This window comes from Bacillus sp. es.036, from assembly GCF_002563635.1.
Classification (GTDB): domain Bacteria; phylum Bacillota; class Bacilli; order Bacillales; family Guptibacillaceae; genus Guptibacillus.
In genome coordinates, this window is record NZ_PDIZ01000001.1 from 1,417,517 (window position 1) to 1,432,856 (window position 15,340).

A 15,340-nucleotide genomic window follows, 5' to 3' on the forward strand; every position below is an offset into this window, starting at 1 on the left:
CGAGACATTGGATAATGAGCAATTAATTGAAAAAGCATTTGATTTTATTCAACAAATGTATGCTGAACTAACAATCGATCCGTCACGCATACAAGACCGTAAAAAGGAAATTATGCATGAAATTAAAGCAACTGGTTCCTATACACATACATATGATGAACTTTCTCAAGGAGCTAAAATGGCCTGGAGAAACAGTAATAAGTGTATTGGTCGCTTGTTCTGGAATACGATGACTGTATTGGATGCGAGGTATGCTTCGAAACCTAAAGAAGTAGCGGGTGCACTCCTGCACCACATTCGCACCGCTTCAAACGGCGGAAAAATCAAGCCAACGATTACTATTTTTCAGCCAGGTAAAATTCGTGTTTGGAATCATCAGCTTATTCGCTATGCAGGTTATGAAACTGATAAAGGTATCATAGGGGACCCTGATTCGGTTGCTTTTACTAAGGAAGTCATGAAACTTGGATGGGAAGGAAAGGGAACACAATATGATATACTTCCGCTAGTTTTCTCAATAGATGGAGCAATACCAAGTTTCGTTGAAATTCCGAATGAAGACGTACTTCAAGTCGTGATTCAACACCCGGACTACGATTTTACTCCATTACGTGCACGGTGGTATGGCGTGCCCATCATTTCAGATATGCGATTAGAAATTGGAGGTATTAGTTATGATGCCGCACCATTTAATGGGTGGTATATGGGCACAGAAATAGGAGCAAGAAATTTAGCTGATACTAATCGGTACAACCTTTTGCCGGATGTAGCTAAACTTTTAGACCTAGATACAAGTTCAAATGCAACGCTATGGAAAGATGTCGCATTAGTTGAACTAAACAGGGCTGTCCTTTATTCCTATCAAAATAAAGGGGTAAGTATTGTTGATCATCATACAGCCGCAAAACAATTTCAAAAATTTGAGCAAAATGAAGAGAAGGCCGAGCGAGAAGTTACTGGAAATTGGACATGGCTAATTCCACCTGTGTCGCCAGCTACGACTCATATCTTCCATAAACCCTACAAAAACAAAATTGTAACACCGAACTATTTTTATCAATCAAAACCTTATTAAGCGAGGGAGAAACTTGGTTATTGAAAAAGCTTATTTCACCATTCATGAAGGTCTTGAATCAACATTTGAAGCGACATTTAAAGAAGCAGTACGTTACATTGCAGAAACAGCAGGATACATCCATTACCGCTTGTTGAAATCAATTGAATCAGAGCGTAAGTACGTCATTTTCATTGAGTGGGAGACACTTGCCTCACATACTGAAGGCTTCATGTCATCCGATCGATTTGAAAAATTTACGTCTTTAGTGGAGCCATTCCTTGAAAATGTAGAGATGGAGCACCTCACACCCGTTCATTCAGATCTATAAACCCACACCTTTGTGGGTTTTTTAGATGCAAAAAACTATACATTCGATTTAAAAAAGGGTATGGTAGGATATAGTTATATTCCTATAAGAAAGGTTGGTTTTGGAATGCCTTCATCTATCCCCAGACCATTAGTTCGATTAAACCAATCGTTTATTTTTATATTTGCTACAGGTTTTGTATTCTTTTCACATTGGCTTTTCCTCATGATCCCACTCATTGCTGGATTGATGGGTTTGTTACTACATTTTAATCCAGTGCTGAAAGTGGGAAAACAATTCTTAATGAAACCACTTAATCAATATATTCCTGAGGATGCCGAGCAACAAAATTTCAATCAAAAAATAGCAGTATCGCTTCTTACAATTTCTTTTATAGCTCACATGTTTTCCATTGAATGGTTAGCAATCACAGCTGCAGTCCTAGTAGCTTTAGCTTCGTTTATCGCTATTCTAGGGTTCTGTATCGGTTGTTTTGTTCGTTTTCAATGGAAGCAGTATCAATATAGACGGTCACAGCACTCTTAAAAGGCAGCTTGGCTGTCTTTTTTTTGACTGAAAAACCTGAAAAGTTAATTTCTGATATACTTAAGAAAGAGATAAGATGAAGATTAGAAAGGATAGGTTTGGATGAGAGAGAATATTTATGATTTAATCGGTGTAGGAATTGGACCATTTAATTTAGGATTAGCTGCATTGTTGGAACCTATAAATGAAGTGGATGCCTTGTTTTTCGATCAGAAACTTGAATTTGATTGGCATCCAGGTATGTTGATTGAAGGAACCAGATTACAGGTACCTTTCATGGCGGATTTGGTCACAATGGCGGACCCAACAAATCCATATAGTTATTTAAATTATTTGAAACATCAAAATCGCTTATATAACTTCTATTTCTTGCAACGACTTGAAATGCCTCGAAATGAATATAACCACTATTGCCAATGGGCAGCGGGTCAGTTGGAAAGCTGCCAATTTGGAACAAAAGTAACGAGCATTGTACCTGTAGGAGATCCTGTTGAACATTATGAAGTGGTTGTTGAAAACCTTGAAACACATGAAGTGAATACGTACTTTGCTAAAAATATGATACTCGGTGTTGGAACCGTTCCTTCTTTACCTTCATCACTTCAGGGGATGAAAGAAGAAGATGTATTTCATTCATCAACATTCCTTCAGCACACTGAACGATGTTCTAAGGCAAAAAGTATTACTGTTATTGGGTCAGGTCAAAGTTCTGCAGAAATTTTCAGGGAACTTTTGAAAGACCGAAAAGAGCATGGGTATTCACTTAATTGGATAACACGCTCACAGGGGTTTTTCCCAATGGAGGAAACCAGATTAAGCCTTGAGCATTTTTCACCCGAGTATATCGATTATTTCTATGACCTACCTCAGGCTCAAAAAGATGACATTTTTAGTGGTCAACAGCTTCTCTACAAGGGAATTAGTCCACATACTATTACTGACATATATAACCTGTTATATGAACAATCTGTAGGTGGCGAAAAGATGGATGTCACATTAATGCCGTTAATCGAAGTAAACGGGATTAAAGAAAAAGAAGACGGTACTGGTTATGAATTAGAATGTCGTCAATGGCAAAAGGATGAAAAGTTTCTTATTGAAAGTGAAGTTGTTGTGGCGGGCACTGGCTATCGACCTTTAATTCCTCACTGCCTTGAAGACCTTAATCATTTAATTGAGTGGGATGAAAAGGGACGCTACCATGTAACAAAGGATTACCGTCTTCGATTAAAGAAAGAAGCGAATGCGAATATCTTTGTACACAGCGGCATGCAACATACGCACGGAGTAGGATCAACAAATTTAGGGCTTGCTGTTAATCGAAATAAAATTATTATTAATGAGCTTTTAGGAAAAGAGTTTTATCCGATCCTTGAAGGAAATATTTTTCAACAATTTGAAGTAAAAGAGTAGTTAAACTTTCTATTTATAGGTAAACATTTTATGATAAAAGAAAATAGAAAGGAACGGTGATGAGTGTGATGGTCCGATGAATCAATACCAATCACTAACATCCAACAATTTTCTTGCAAAATTGCTTACTCAGTACGCGAGCATTCATCATAGAGCAATTGGATCTGCTGCAGAAGAATACATCAAACAGCTTGGAATTAGAACGGGAGAGTGGCTAGAGTCTCACTATCGTCCTCTTGAATGGACGCCTGATGACTATGCCAGGGTGATCGTTGATATCAAGAATTCCATTGGAGGAGAGTTCTATATATCAGAAGTTACTCCTACCTATGTGGTTGTGAAAGCGAATCGCTGTCCATTTGGAGATCAAGTAACGAACGCACCACATCTTTGTACCATGACATCAAGTGTGTTTGGGGGAATCGCAGCAAGGCATTTTAAGTATGGAGAAGTAAATCTTCGGCAAAGAATTGCACTTGGTGACCCGGTTTGTGAAGTAATGATAGCGTTTGAACCTGGAATTGAAACGGGAGACCGATATGAAAACCTCCCGGTAACGCCAGAGAATGGTGATCCTTTTACGTGGGAAGAAGATACGATCACACTCTTAAACCAAGAGTTAAAACGGAGTGACGAGATGGTAATGAAATTGGTTCAAGAATTAGAAGAACTTAAAAATCAAGTTGACAATCGTTAGATCTAAAACCAGCCTGGCAGTAAACGGGCTGGTTTTTTGTATGAAATTCTGAATTAATCAGAAACTAATCACAAAGGGGTGAAAAATATGGAGAAAAACGCTAGAGGATATGTTCAGGAGAGTTGTCAAGCTCTAGAAGAAGCGAGTCGTTGTTTGCAACAAGCATTATCAACAGTTGAGAAGGATCAAAATCGAGATCGCATACAGCAGTCATTAGATGGATTAACAGCTGTTCAATCTCATTGTAGTGAAACGGCAAACGTACTTTCAAAACAATAAAATTTTTTTAGAAGAAATTTGAAAAATGAAGTTTTAGAAGAAATAAAATCGGAAATGGTGGACTAACGTTACACATAAGGAGGGATAGATCATGAGTCTTTTGTTTGGAAAAGGCATGCAGGCATTCGAACAGGATGCGAAAGCAGAGAGAGAAAAAGTACAAACTTCTCCAATTGCACACTCGAATAAAAAATCAAGATTAAAACAGAAACCGACTAAATTCTAGCCATCCTTTTGGATGGTTTTTTTATTGATTTTTGCGTGACTAGAAATAAAGCAATAAAATTTCAATGTTAATAATACAAAATATAAAACTGTAAAAAAATGATTAGATTATGCCATGAATGGGAAATGTCTTCTTATGAGTATAAGAATAATGGAGGAGATTTCAAATGGTTAAACAATGGACAACTACAACATTGCATAATGACGTAGAAATGCCAACGCTTGGTCTTGGTGTTTGGAAAATGGAGAATAACGATGAAGTAAAAACAGCAGTCAATGCCGCAATTGATGCAGGATATAAAGCGATCGATACTGCTGCTGCATACAAAAATGAAGAAGGTGTTGGTGCTGCTATTAAAGAAAGCAGTACACCACGTGAAGAACTTTTTATTACATCAAAAGTATGGAATGATGATCAGGGCTATGATTCAACCCTTCAAGCATTTGAAGATACGGTTTCAAAGCTTGGAATTGATACGTTAGATCTTTATTTAATTCATTGGCCCGTAGAGGGCAAATATAAAGAGACGTGGAAAGCGATGGAGAAGCTCTACAAAGATGGTCGAATTCGTGCCATTGGGGTCAGCAATTTCCATCCCAATCACCTTGAAGATTTAATGAAAGATGCAGAAATTAAACCGATGGTAAACCAGGTAGAATTCCATCCACTTTTAAATCAAAAAGAGCTTCGTGAGTATTGTAAACAGCATTCTATTCAACTAGAAGCATGGTCACCACTTGCACAGGGAAAACTATTAGATCATGAAGTTGTGAAAGAAATTGCAGAACAGCACGGTAAATCTACTGCTCAAGTGATCATTCGCTGGGATCTTGAACATGAAGTAGTGACAATTCCTAAGTCGTCAAATCCCGAGCGTATTAAACAAAACTTTGATGTTTTTGATTTTGAATTAACACAAGATAACATTCGCGCGCTTGATGAGTTAAATCAGAATGAACGAATGGGTCCTGATCCTGACAACTTTGATTTTTAAGACGAAGCCGGCCATGTGCCGGCTTTTTGTATGCAACCATTCCTTTTTTGTTACGTCTGTATTGTGAAGGGAGAGAAGAAAATGAGGAAATGGCTGTATGGATCTGTACTACTAGTATTGATCGTAACTTTTTTCTCAGGTGTGTGGTATACGATGATTCGAGAATCGAGTATAGAAGCGGTGAATTCTTTAGCACCTATCGCGAAGACTCAGGAAGATCATGAGTACTATGAACCTGGTGAGCCTTATGTCGAAGAAGATATGGATGGGAAGGAGCTTTTTCGATTGGAAGTTCATGTGTTGGATGAATTGCCTGAAGAAGCCAAGTTAAAAGAATTAGATAAAACACAAGAGTATATTGGATTTGAACTTTATGCGAAAAACGATCAAGAAACTGGCCTCGATTTCAAGCCTTATTATTCGAAACTACAAGTAAATGGTTCGCAAGTAGCACCTGCCGACTTTGTAATAATTGAACAAGACGGTTGGAACAAATTCATGATGAAAAGCAAAGGTTCATTTCGGCTTGTGCTCATTTATGCTGTCGATCGAAATGCAAAGGAGATGACGCTTGTGATTTCCCCTGAATTCTACTATAAGGATATCTTGTATAAATGGATGAGGTAGCATTTTCATTAAATTTGACAATGTTACGGAAAGGAGATAAAATTATCTCGAATTCGAGATAATTAAAAGGAGAGATGAGTCAATTGCGTATACAACGTTTTCGTGTAAATCAGCAGGGCGTAGGGGAATTTGATGGTGGTAAAATCACAGAACAAAAGCCAATTGGCTTTCCAGGAGAAGGATCAGAGGTAAAACGAGTTGGTCCTTTGTTTTATTGGGCATGGGCTAAAGCAGAGCATGAAGGGTATATCCCTCTCCATCCACATCAAGGATTTGAAATCATTACGTATGTTATTAGTGGAAAAGCAGAGCACGGAGACTCACTAGGAACTAGAAGTGTTGTGGGAGCCGGTGGCCTTCAAGTGATGCAAACAGGATCGGGTGTTTCTCATGAGGAAGGGTTCGTTGGTCCAGATATGCAAGGATTTCAAATTTGGTTTGAGCCTCATTTACGAGAAGCCCTGCGTCGCAAACCAACTTACCAACAGTTTGAACACGAAGAGTTTCAAACAATCGTTAAAGATGGAGTGAAAATAAAAGAAATTCTAGGAGATGATTCCCCTGTTTCATTCGAAACAGATGCACTTATGTGGGATGTTTTGATTGAGGACGAAATCATGTTTCAACAATCCTTAACTAAAGGACGCTCGCTCAGTGTTCTTGTTTTAGAGGGTGTTGGTGAACTAAATGAGCATGTTTATGAAGCGAAAGATTTTTTTGTTATTGATGGTGCAGAACGTGTTGAAATGATCGTTCAAGCTAAAGAAAAGACGCGACTTTTAATAATTGAGGTTCCGACATCAGTCAGTTATCCATTCCTTCGAAAATAATCTTATATGCTTTTCCCGATCGATTTACTGGAGATTAATTCCTCTTGTAGTGTACGATAGATAGTATACATCAATTGGAAGGGCTGGAATCTTATAATGAATCACTTATATCATTCTTATCTAAAAAATAATCGGCAGAAGAAATTACTGAAGATGGCGAATACGCTCGCAGATTCGTTTTCTGAGAGGGCCGATGCAATCGACAAGGAAGGTCGTTTTCCTTTTGAGAATTTCGAAGAATTAAAGAACTCCGGATATGTTGCCTTAACTGTTCCAGCAAAGTTTGGTGGAAAAGCAATTGATTTATATGAATTTGTTATGCTTCAAGAGCGTATTGCAACAGGAGATGCTGCTACCGCGCTCTCTATTGGTTGGCACCTTGGGCTTATGCTTGAAATGAGAGACGAGCAAACGTGGACAGATGACGTTTTTGAACGACTTAGTCGTCTTGTTATGAAAGAAAATGCTCTGTTTAATCGTGCCGCTTCAGAGCCTGCGACAGGAAGTCCGACCCGTGGTGGAATGCCAGAAACGAAGGCAACAGAAAAAGATGGACAATGGATTGTTAACGGACGAAAGTCGTTTACTTCAATGGCACCTGGACTCCAATACGCGCTTGTTTCTGCTCAAATTGGAGATACAGGTCAAAAAGGTTTTTTCCTTATTGATATGAACCTGTCAGGTGTCAAGATTGAAGAAAAATGGGATACGATCTCGATGAGAGGGACACGAAGTGATGATCTTGTACTAAACGATGTTCTCCTACCGAAGGATGCTTTAGTGGAAGGTCCTGAATCCCCTAAGAGTAAGTTACCAAAAGCGTGGCTTCTTCACATTCCTGCATGTTATTTAGGAGTTGCAATAGCTGCTCGAAATGAAGCGATCGCTTTTGCATCTACATATTCTCCGAATAGTCTACCCGGTCCCATTAAAGAGGTACCCGAAGTGCAGCGGAAAATCGGCGAAATGGAATTAGAATTGATGCGAGCACGAGAAATGATGTATTCTGTTGCTTTAAGATGGGTTTCTGAACCTGAAAAAAGGTCAGAAATGGGACCTGAACTAGCTGCTGTTAAACATGTTGCGACAAATAGCGCAGCTAATGTGGTAGATCAGGCAATGAGAATTGTTGGAGCTAGAGCGCTTTTTAAGGACAACCCAATGCAGCGACATTATCGTGACGTAAGAGCGGGTTTACACAATCCACCAATGGATGACGCTGTTATTTCCATGCTTGCAGGGAATGCCATCAGTCATTATGAATCTTCCTAAGGGGAGATTTTTTTTTTGAGAAAAAAATGAAACCATCTCCAATTAGACGTTTTTTACTATCACATGTTTCAATATGCCAGCAATCTAGTTCATTAGATTTAAATTAGTCAGAAAAAAAGGAAAAAACCATTCGAATAGCGAAATAGATCATTAAGAAACGAAAGGAGGGGAGAAAAGTGAGAGAACGTCGAACCGTTTCTTTAAGTGGAAGCTTGTTGTTAACTTATCCATGGGAAATGGAGCGTAAGGAGCAAGCATTAAAAGAACAAGGTATCTATAATAGGAATAGCCAAAAAGAACAGGAGTTGAAGGAGAATAAATGATTTCCTTTCATGACAGTCTCTTAATAAATGCATTATAGCTTAGAGCCGCGCGAAAGAATAATCGCTTCGGCTCTATTTTAATTGGAAAGGATGTAGGTCTTATTTTATCTAAAAAAACAATCGGTTATGGAATGATGTTATCTAGTATTCTTATTTTAAGTATGGGCTGTAAACAAGGGAAAGGCACGTTACATCAAAAAGGAAAATGGTCATCATCTTTACATAGAATATTAAGCGATCATCGACTCAAAGGAGCAATTGCTGGAGTCAGCGTTCGATCTGCAAAAACTGGGGATTTACTTTTTAATCATAATGGAGATACAAGACTAACTCCTGCTTCAAATATGAAGCTCATTACTGGAGCTGCTGCCCTCGAAATGCTTGGTTCTGATTACCGTTTTACAACTGAGGTTTGTACAGATGGCGAAATACACGACGGAACTTTAATTGGCAATCTTTATTTAAGAGGAAAGGGAGACCCTACCCTTTTAAGAGAAGACTTTGATCAATTTGTTAGTGAGCTTAAATCAATTGGTGTGAAACGGATCGAAGGAAATGTAGTAGCAGATGAATCGTGGTTTGATGATCAGCATCTTTCTGAAGATATGATTTGGAGCGATGAGCACGAATATTATGGAGCGCAAATTTCAGCGCTTACCGTTTCTCCAAATACCGATTACGATGCAGGAACTATTATGGTGACTGTTTCGGGAGGGGAAATCGGGAGTGCACCAGAAGTCGTGCTTCATCCTAAAACTAATTATGTCGACATTAATAATTTGGCAACGACCGTATCTTCTGAAGAAGAAGGGGAACTTGTTATTAAACGGAATCATGGGTCAAACACGATCACTATTTCAGGTACTATTTCACAGGTTGGTGATCCGAAAACGAATTGGATCGCTGTTTGGAATCCTTCCGCTTATGTAATGGACCTTTTTTTCGAATCGCTGCAAACACATCACATCACTCTATCTGGCAAAAAAGAGATTGCGTCTACACCTAGCCATGCAAAAACGCTTTTATCCAAGAAATCGATGCCGCTTTCTGAATTACTCATACCGTTCATGAAACTAAGTAATAATGGACACGCAGAAGTACTTTTAAAAGAAATGGGGAGGGTTCATTTAGGAAAAGGGAGCTTTGAAGCAGGGTTAGAAGTCGTTAAGACTTTTTTGAGAAGTGAAGGGTTAAATCCTAATAACATGTGTCTACGAGACGGATCCGGCATCTCGCAACTGAACCTTATTCAACCAAACGAACTTTCGAAGCTTTTATATACATTACAAAGTAAGAATTGGTTTGCATCGTTCTTTGATTCTCTCCCAGTAGCAGGAGCTCAAGAGCGGTTCGTAGGGGGTACACTACGTGAGCGGTTAAGACAAACTTCTGCTGAAAATGTAATCATCGCTAAAACTGGTTCGCTAATAGGGGTTACCTCAATGTCCGGTTATATTAAAAGGAAAGAGCCTCTAGTTTTTTCAGTGATTATGAATAACTTTCTTGATGAAGAAGAAATGGAGAAAATTGAAGATGAAATTATGCTTATATTAGCGGGTGAGGTATTGTAATATGGCTGCAATTGCAGCCTTTTTTAATGTAGATTATGAGGAAATAAGACTCAGAAAAATGGATTTTACGTCAGTTTACATGATGACTGGTATAATAGGTATGGATTTGATAAAGAAAGCTAAAGTCTTGAGCGAATTGTGATTATTTCAGATATACATAGAAATAGGCATGCAGCCTAAATAAAAAGAAATACAAACGGTGTAATACCGATGAGAGAAAGGGGGATTTCATGCTTAAACGGCTCTATCAGTACCTTTTATTTATATGTGTGATTTTATCTGTATCAACAATCTGGTATGAGTCTCCCATACAACAGGAGATCTTGATTGGTACATGGATTGTCTTCTTCATTGATTATATTGTGTTTCTTTATTTATCAAAAAGCCGATGGGACTACATTAAACGTCATCCTTTTGATTTGGTTGCATTGATCCCTCTTGACTCCATTTTTCAAGGAGCAAAGCTTGCCAGACTTTATCGATTATGGCGGATTAAAACAATTGCAAAGCGATTTAGTAACCCCATTCTAGGGAAAGCCATGGGAATGTCACCTCAAACATGGTTTTTCACAAGTTTTGCCTTTGTGATTGTTTCAACATTTCCGTTTTATTTCTATGAGCCTGTTGTCGATTCTTTTCAGGATGCTGCGATATGGTCATTCGGTTCAATTATATTTGTTGGACGATTTTCCGTTGAACCAACCTCTTTTATTGGAAAAATGGTGATCATTCTCCTTACGATTGTTGGCATTCTTCTTCATGCTTTGATCGTTCGGACAGCTTTTCGATACGTGGATTATTTACGAAAAAAATGGTCATCCAAAGAAGATGACCATTCAGAAGCCTAGTAAAACCATTTAACGATAAAGAAAGTTAAAAGAGAGAGCGTGATGGATACAATTGTGATAATCGCCATTGGCTTCAGTGCTTTATTTTTTAAATCTTTTAAACTAACGCTTAAACCAAGGCCTACCATAGCAGCGGTTAAACACCACGTTGTAATCTCTGTCACAACATTCATGGCTGAATCAGAGAAGGGGATAATGGGCCCGAGAAGGAATGTTCCAGCTAGACTCATGAGCACAAAGCCAACTAAAAACCAAGGAAATGCTACTTTTTGTTGCGTACCCTTGTTTTTGCGTTTCATTAGATACATGAACAAAAAACATACGGGGACAAGGAGAAAAACCCTTCCAAGCTTGGCGAGTAAGCCCATTGCTAATGCAGTTTCTCCCCCTGGTGCTGCTGCTAGAGCAACGTGAGCGACTTCATGGAGTGAAATTCCAGACCATACGCCATATTCACTTGATGTTAGTGGCAGGAATGGGCGAAGAATCGTATACCCAATGGAAAAAATCGTTCCAAACAAAGCAATAATACCAACGCCGATTGCTGTATCTTCTTCTTTCGCTTCAACGATCGGTGCCACAGCTGCAATTGCAGCAGCTCCGCAAATCCCTGTACCTGCGCCAAGAAGCAGCGTAATAGACTTATTAGCATTCATTACTTTAGAAAGCCAAACGGATGATAATAGAGCAAATGCAATAACAAGTGCACCTAGTAATAGAATAGGTAGTCCATCTTGAAGAATCATACTAACATTTAATTTAATTCCATATAAAATGATCGCAAACCTAAGTAGTTTTTTTGATGAAAATGTGATGCCTTTTCTAAGCCACTCCGGATAGCCAGCCACTTGTCGATATGCGATCGCAATTAAAATCGCCGAGGCTAGTTGTCCAGTAAGCTTAAACCCTGGCACCATGGCTAGAAAAAAACCTAATAACGCAATAAAAAACGTAAAGGCAATGCCAAGAATCCAGCGTATGGGTTCCGGTAGAGATTGCTGATGTCTTAACGTGTTGATCATATTCTTTCCTCCGTTTCTCCTTCTATAGTTTACTTTACGAAGTATTATAAGTGAAATAATTATATTGAATGGTTATAATAAGTATTAACTTATAGCGAGAGGTGAGGAAGTGGATCAGCAATTAAAAGTGTTTGTTACAGTCGTCGATAAACGAAATTTCTCCAGAGCAGCTGAAGAACTACACATGACACAGCCTGCCGTTAGTCAATATATTAAAAGCTTAGAAGACAGCCTTGGTACTAAGTTACTAGAAAGAAACAACCGATCGGTAGAAATGAACAAAGCGGGTGAAATTGTTTATCATCATGCAATAGAGTTATTAAACTTATATTCAAAAATGAACTATTTATTGGATGACTTGACGAACAGAGCAAGTGGTAAACTGACAATCGGTGCAAGTTACACTTATGGTGAATATGTTTTGCCACATGTTATTGCTTCAATACGAGAAAAGTATCCTTTAATTACACCAGCTGTCACCATTGGAAATTCCAGAGAAATTGGAGATCTTGTTTATTCCCATCAGCTAGATGTTGGTATTATTGAGGGAGACTATCCAGCACGAGACATGAAAGTAGATAGTTTCACACAGGATGAAATGGTCATAGTAGCAGCCCCTTCACACAAGGATGTCGATCATGGAAGCAATCTGGAAAATGAAATGTGGATTGTCCGTGAAGAAGGTTCTGGAACGAGAGAAGCGACTGAAAAAATGTGGGAGCTTCTATCGGTAGTACCTTCTCAAAAAATGGCATTTGGAAGTACGCAACTCATTAAAGAGTCCGTCGAAGCTGGAATTGGCATAGGTATCCTATCAAAATGGACAATTCGAAAAGAATTGAAACTCGGAACACTAAAGATTCTTGAATTGCCCAATTTCAGATACACACGAACGTTTTCGATATTAATGCGCTCTCCCTTTCAAACGAAAGTTCTTGAAGTCTTTCTCGATCACGTCCATTCTCATCATAAAACATAAGCATTCAGTAGAGAGTTATTGGTGATCATGATATAGTATAGAAATTGTGAAAGAACGAATGGTTAAAAGGAAGCGATAGATAATGAAAGAAATCATAGAAGAATGGCAATTAGCGCTTCGTGCGGAAATAGCACATTTAAAAAAGTTTGGAAGTAGACCAATAAAAATTGTTAACGGTCGATTATTATCCGGCGATGATTTTCGATACTATTTTGATGCACGTTCGCCTATTCAAATTCCATCTGGGTCAAAAATTCGAATTGAAATGAAACATATAAAACGCGATGGAAGAATGTTATCTTCAGAAGGCAAAAATGTCATTCTCGCTCTTGAAGGTGATTTTGGCGATCAAATTAGAGAAGCCGATCTTTACCATGATCCGTGGGAATTGCTTGATGAGCTGCACGAACGCCTGGAAGAAATAAAGAAAAGTAAAAGAAGGTTAGCACGGGTTAGCAAATTAATGAATCCACCTAAAACGGTTAAACATCCTGAAGAAAAAATTAAGAGTCATCTTCACGAGTTGATTCTTAGGTCAAAATACAATCCAGTAACTTATGTATGGGGGCCACCAGGAACTGGTAAAACGCATAACCTGGCAAGAGCCGCCGCAAACCACTTTTTTAAAGGAAATAGCGTTCTAATTTTATCGCATAGTAATCAAGCTGTTGATGTTTTAATGAGAGAAATAGCTCTTTTTGCTGAAAAAAGGGAGAAGTTTGAAGAAGGTAAAATCATGCGCTATGGCCTGCAACGTGATGTTCCATCTATATTGCCGCTATATACAGATCAGTTACTGAGGGCACAACATCCAGATCTTGCTGAAGAGAAAGAGAGTATAGTGGAGGAAAGAAAGAATTTAAAAGACGATTTATCAAATTCCTTTAGCAATCGTGATTCAACTCAGCTGCTAAAGTTAGAGTCTAAATTAGGAAATGTTCTCGAAAAGATTAGGCGTAAAGAAATGGAATTCGTTCAAAACGCTACGATAATAGGAACTACTTTAACAAAAGCGGCGATTGATGAAACGATTTATCGAAAAAGAGTTGATGTTGTTATTATTGATGAAGCTAGTATGGCGTACGTGCCCCAGGCAGCGTTTGCTGCCTCGCTTGGAAAACGGGTTGTGATATGTGGTGATTTTAAACAGCTTCCCCCTATAGCATCATCCCGGCATCCGCTAGTTTCGAAGTGGTTAAAAGAAGATGTCTTCCATCGAGCAGGCATCATTGAAACAGTTGAATCTGGTAACCTTCACCCTCAATTGTTTCTTTTAAATGAGCAGAGGCGCATGCACCCTGTTATTTCCGCTTTTACAAACAAAACGATTTATCATTCTCTTGTAAAGGATTATCCCAACACTGCGGCGTTAAGAGAAGTCATTACTGAAAAACTTCCTTTCAAAGGGAGGGCTTCCGCTCTCATTGATACGAGTCATACAGGTGCTTATTGTTTCACTGGCCACTCGTCAAAATCTCGGATGAACGTATGGCAACTCTTTTTATCTTTTCAAGCAATTTACGAATCATTGCAATCAGGAATGACCTCGATTGGCTATGTAACACCATACCGTGCCCAATCGAAACTCATGGGTTTATTGATAGAAGATCTTCTTTCACAGACTGACCAAGCAGATATTCTTTCAGCAACTGTTCATCGATTTCAGGGAAGCGAACGAGATATGATGGTGTTTGATACAGTAGATAGTGATCCAGAATTCCGTCCTGGAATGCTACTTACAAGAAATAATAGCGAGCGTTTAATCAACGTAGCTATGACCCGTACGAAAGGGAAATTCATACATGTTAGCAACGTTGACTATTTCAAAAAGCGGATGCCTCAATCAAAAACGCTCAGGCAATTAGTGGAGCACCAGTTACAGAAAAACGAAAGAATAGGACCTACTCAAATAGGAAAGTGGATTACACATCATCATGCTCAATTAAAATGGAGTCATGCTTTAAACACGGAAGACGTATTTCATGATATTCAGAAAGCAAACGAAATCATCATTTCCATTCCAAGCGGCACATCGCTAACAAAAGAGTGGATAAAAACGTTGAAATCCTCACCAGGCAAAACAATCATCCTCTCCCAAACGGTCGTTCAAGCGATTCCGTTGGCGGTTCATATGGCGTATGACGTTCCCTTTCCCTTTGTAGCTATTGATCGAAAAATATTCTATCTTGGCGTGCCATTTGAAGGAATGAAAAATGTCCTTCCACCTGCGGTTTCAGTAAGATTGGAATCAGCACTTGTTACTGGTGAGATCGTAAATCAAATCCTCCCATTAGACGCTTAAAAGGGAGTCCATTTGCTTTTCTTCACTTTCGTTACTGTGTTAAAGTT

The 15,340-nt window shown here is 38.7% G+C and carries 18 protein-coding genes; 17 read left to right on the forward strand and 1 reads right to left on the reverse strand.

All coding sequences use genetic code 11. From position 1 onward, the window contains the following. Window positions 1-7 precede the first annotated feature (7 nt). From ATG70_RS07305 to ATG70_RS07360, 15 genes are all read left to right on the forward strand, one after another. Entirely contained in the window at window positions 8-1,075 is a 1,068-nt protein-coding gene (locus tag ATG70_RS07305) for a nitric oxide synthase oxygenase (RefSeq protein WP_098443676.1), read from the forward strand. Window positions 1,076-1,088: 13 nt separating this feature from the next. After that, window positions 1,089-1,385, forward strand: a complete 297-nt coding sequence (locus ATG70_RS07310; protein ID WP_098443677.1) for an antibiotic biosynthesis monooxygenase family protein — start codon at window positions 1,089-1,091, stop codon at window positions 1,383-1,385. A 105-nt stretch (window positions 1,386-1,490) separates the two neighbouring features. Beyond that, window positions 1,491-1,910, forward strand: coding sequence for a DUF4395 domain-containing protein (locus tag ATG70_RS07315; RefSeq protein WP_098443678.1), 420 nt, complete (start codon window positions 1,491-1,493; stop codon window positions 1,908-1,910). 102 nt (window positions 1,911-2,012) lie between these two features. Beyond that, window positions 2,013-3,323 carry a lysine N(6)-hydroxylase/L-ornithine N(5)-oxygenase family protein gene (locus ATG70_RS07320; RefSeq protein ID WP_098443679.1) on the forward strand — a complete coding sequence of 437 codons (1,311 nt, stop codon included), beginning with the start codon at window positions 2,013-2,015 and terminating at the stop codon, window positions 3,321-3,323. Between the two features lie 76 nt (window positions 3,324-3,399). After that, the gene (locus ATG70_RS07325) at window positions 3,400-4,020 is read left to right on the forward strand and encodes a methanogen output domain 1-containing protein (protein ID WP_098443680.1); all 621 of its coding nucleotides are present in this window, start codon (window positions 3,400-3,402) and stop codon (window positions 4,018-4,020) included. Window positions 4,021-4,107: 87 nt separating this feature from the next. Then, window positions 4,108-4,299 carry a hypothetical protein gene (locus ATG70_RS07330; protein ID WP_098443681.1) on the forward strand — a complete coding sequence of 64 codons (192 nt, stop codon included), beginning with the start codon at window positions 4,108-4,110 and terminating at the stop codon, window positions 4,297-4,299. Window positions 4,300-4,390: 91 nt separating this feature from the next. After that, window positions 4,391-4,525 carry a hypothetical protein gene (locus tag ATG70_RS22770; RefSeq protein ID WP_255461985.1) on the forward strand — a complete coding sequence of 45 codons (135 nt, stop codon included), beginning with the start codon at window positions 4,391-4,393 and terminating at the stop codon, window positions 4,523-4,525. A 166-nt stretch (window positions 4,526-4,691) separates the two neighbouring features. Next, the gene (locus ATG70_RS07335; RefSeq protein WP_098443682.1) at window positions 4,692-5,519 is read left to right on the forward strand and encodes an aldo/keto reductase; all 828 of its coding nucleotides are present in this window, start codon (window positions 4,692-4,694) and stop codon (window positions 5,517-5,519) included. Window positions 5,520-5,600: 81 nt separating this feature from the next. Then, a complete protein-coding gene (locus ATG70_RS07340; protein ID WP_098443683.1) occupies window positions 5,601-6,146 on the forward strand; it encodes a hypothetical protein in 546 nt (181 codons plus the stop codon). 74 nt (window positions 6,147-6,220) lie between these two features. After that, window positions 6,221-6,976, forward strand: a complete 756-nt coding sequence (locus ATG70_RS07345; protein WP_179886214.1) for a pirin family protein — start codon at window positions 6,221-6,223, stop codon at window positions 6,974-6,976. Window positions 6,977-7,072: 96 nt separating this feature from the next. Further along, window positions 7,073-8,248, forward strand: coding sequence for an acyl-CoA dehydrogenase family protein (locus ATG70_RS07350; RefSeq protein ID WP_098443685.1), 1,176 nt, complete (start codon window positions 7,073-7,075; stop codon window positions 8,246-8,248). 176 nt (window positions 8,249-8,424) lie between these two features. Continuing rightward, window positions 8,425-8,571, forward strand: coding sequence for a hypothetical protein (locus ATG70_RS22440; protein WP_160919521.1), 147 nt, complete (start codon window positions 8,425-8,427; stop codon window positions 8,569-8,571). 134 nt (window positions 8,572-8,705) lie between these two features. Continuing rightward, the gene (gene dacB / locus ATG70_RS07355) at window positions 8,706-10,142 is read left to right on the forward strand and encodes a D-alanyl-D-alanine carboxypeptidase/D-alanyl-D-alanine endopeptidase (protein WP_257147637.1); all 1,437 of its coding nucleotides are present in this window, start codon (window positions 8,706-8,708) and stop codon (window positions 10,140-10,142) included. A gap of 1 nt (window position 10,143) precedes the next feature. After that, the gene (locus tag ATG70_RS22445) at window positions 10,144-10,284 is read left to right on the forward strand and encodes a hypothetical protein (protein ID WP_179886215.1); all 141 of its coding nucleotides are present in this window, start codon (window positions 10,144-10,146) and stop codon (window positions 10,282-10,284) included. An 88-nt stretch (window positions 10,285-10,372) separates the two neighbouring features. Then, window positions 10,373-10,990, forward strand: coding sequence for a hypothetical protein (locus tag ATG70_RS07360; protein WP_098443686.1), 618 nt, complete (start codon window positions 10,373-10,375; stop codon window positions 10,988-10,990). Here ATG70_RS07360 and ATG70_RS07365 read toward each other — a convergent pair. Continuing rightward, window positions 10,987-12,012 carry a YeiH family protein gene (locus tag ATG70_RS07365; protein ID WP_098443687.1) on the reverse strand — a complete coding sequence of 342 codons (1,026 nt, stop codon included), beginning with the start codon at window positions 12,010-12,012 and terminating at the stop codon, window positions 10,987-10,989. The two genes, ATG70_RS07360 and ATG70_RS07365, sit on opposite strands and share 4 nt — an antisense overlap. 109 nt (window positions 12,013-12,121) lie before the next feature. Between ATG70_RS07365 and ATG70_RS07370 the strand changes: the two genes are divergently transcribed. Together ATG70_RS07370 and ATG70_RS07375 are read left to right on the forward strand one after the other, a co-directional pair. Next, a complete protein-coding gene (locus tag ATG70_RS07370) occupies window positions 12,122-12,991 on the forward strand; it encodes a LysR family transcriptional regulator (protein ID WP_098443688.1) in 870 nt (289 codons plus the stop codon). A gap of 82 nt (window positions 12,992-13,073) precedes the next feature. Continuing rightward, window positions 13,074-15,293, forward strand: a complete 2,220-nt coding sequence (locus ATG70_RS07375) for a DEAD/DEAH box helicase (RefSeq protein WP_098443689.1) — start codon at window positions 13,074-13,076, stop codon at window positions 15,291-15,293. Window positions 15,294-15,340: the final 47 nt, after the last annotated feature.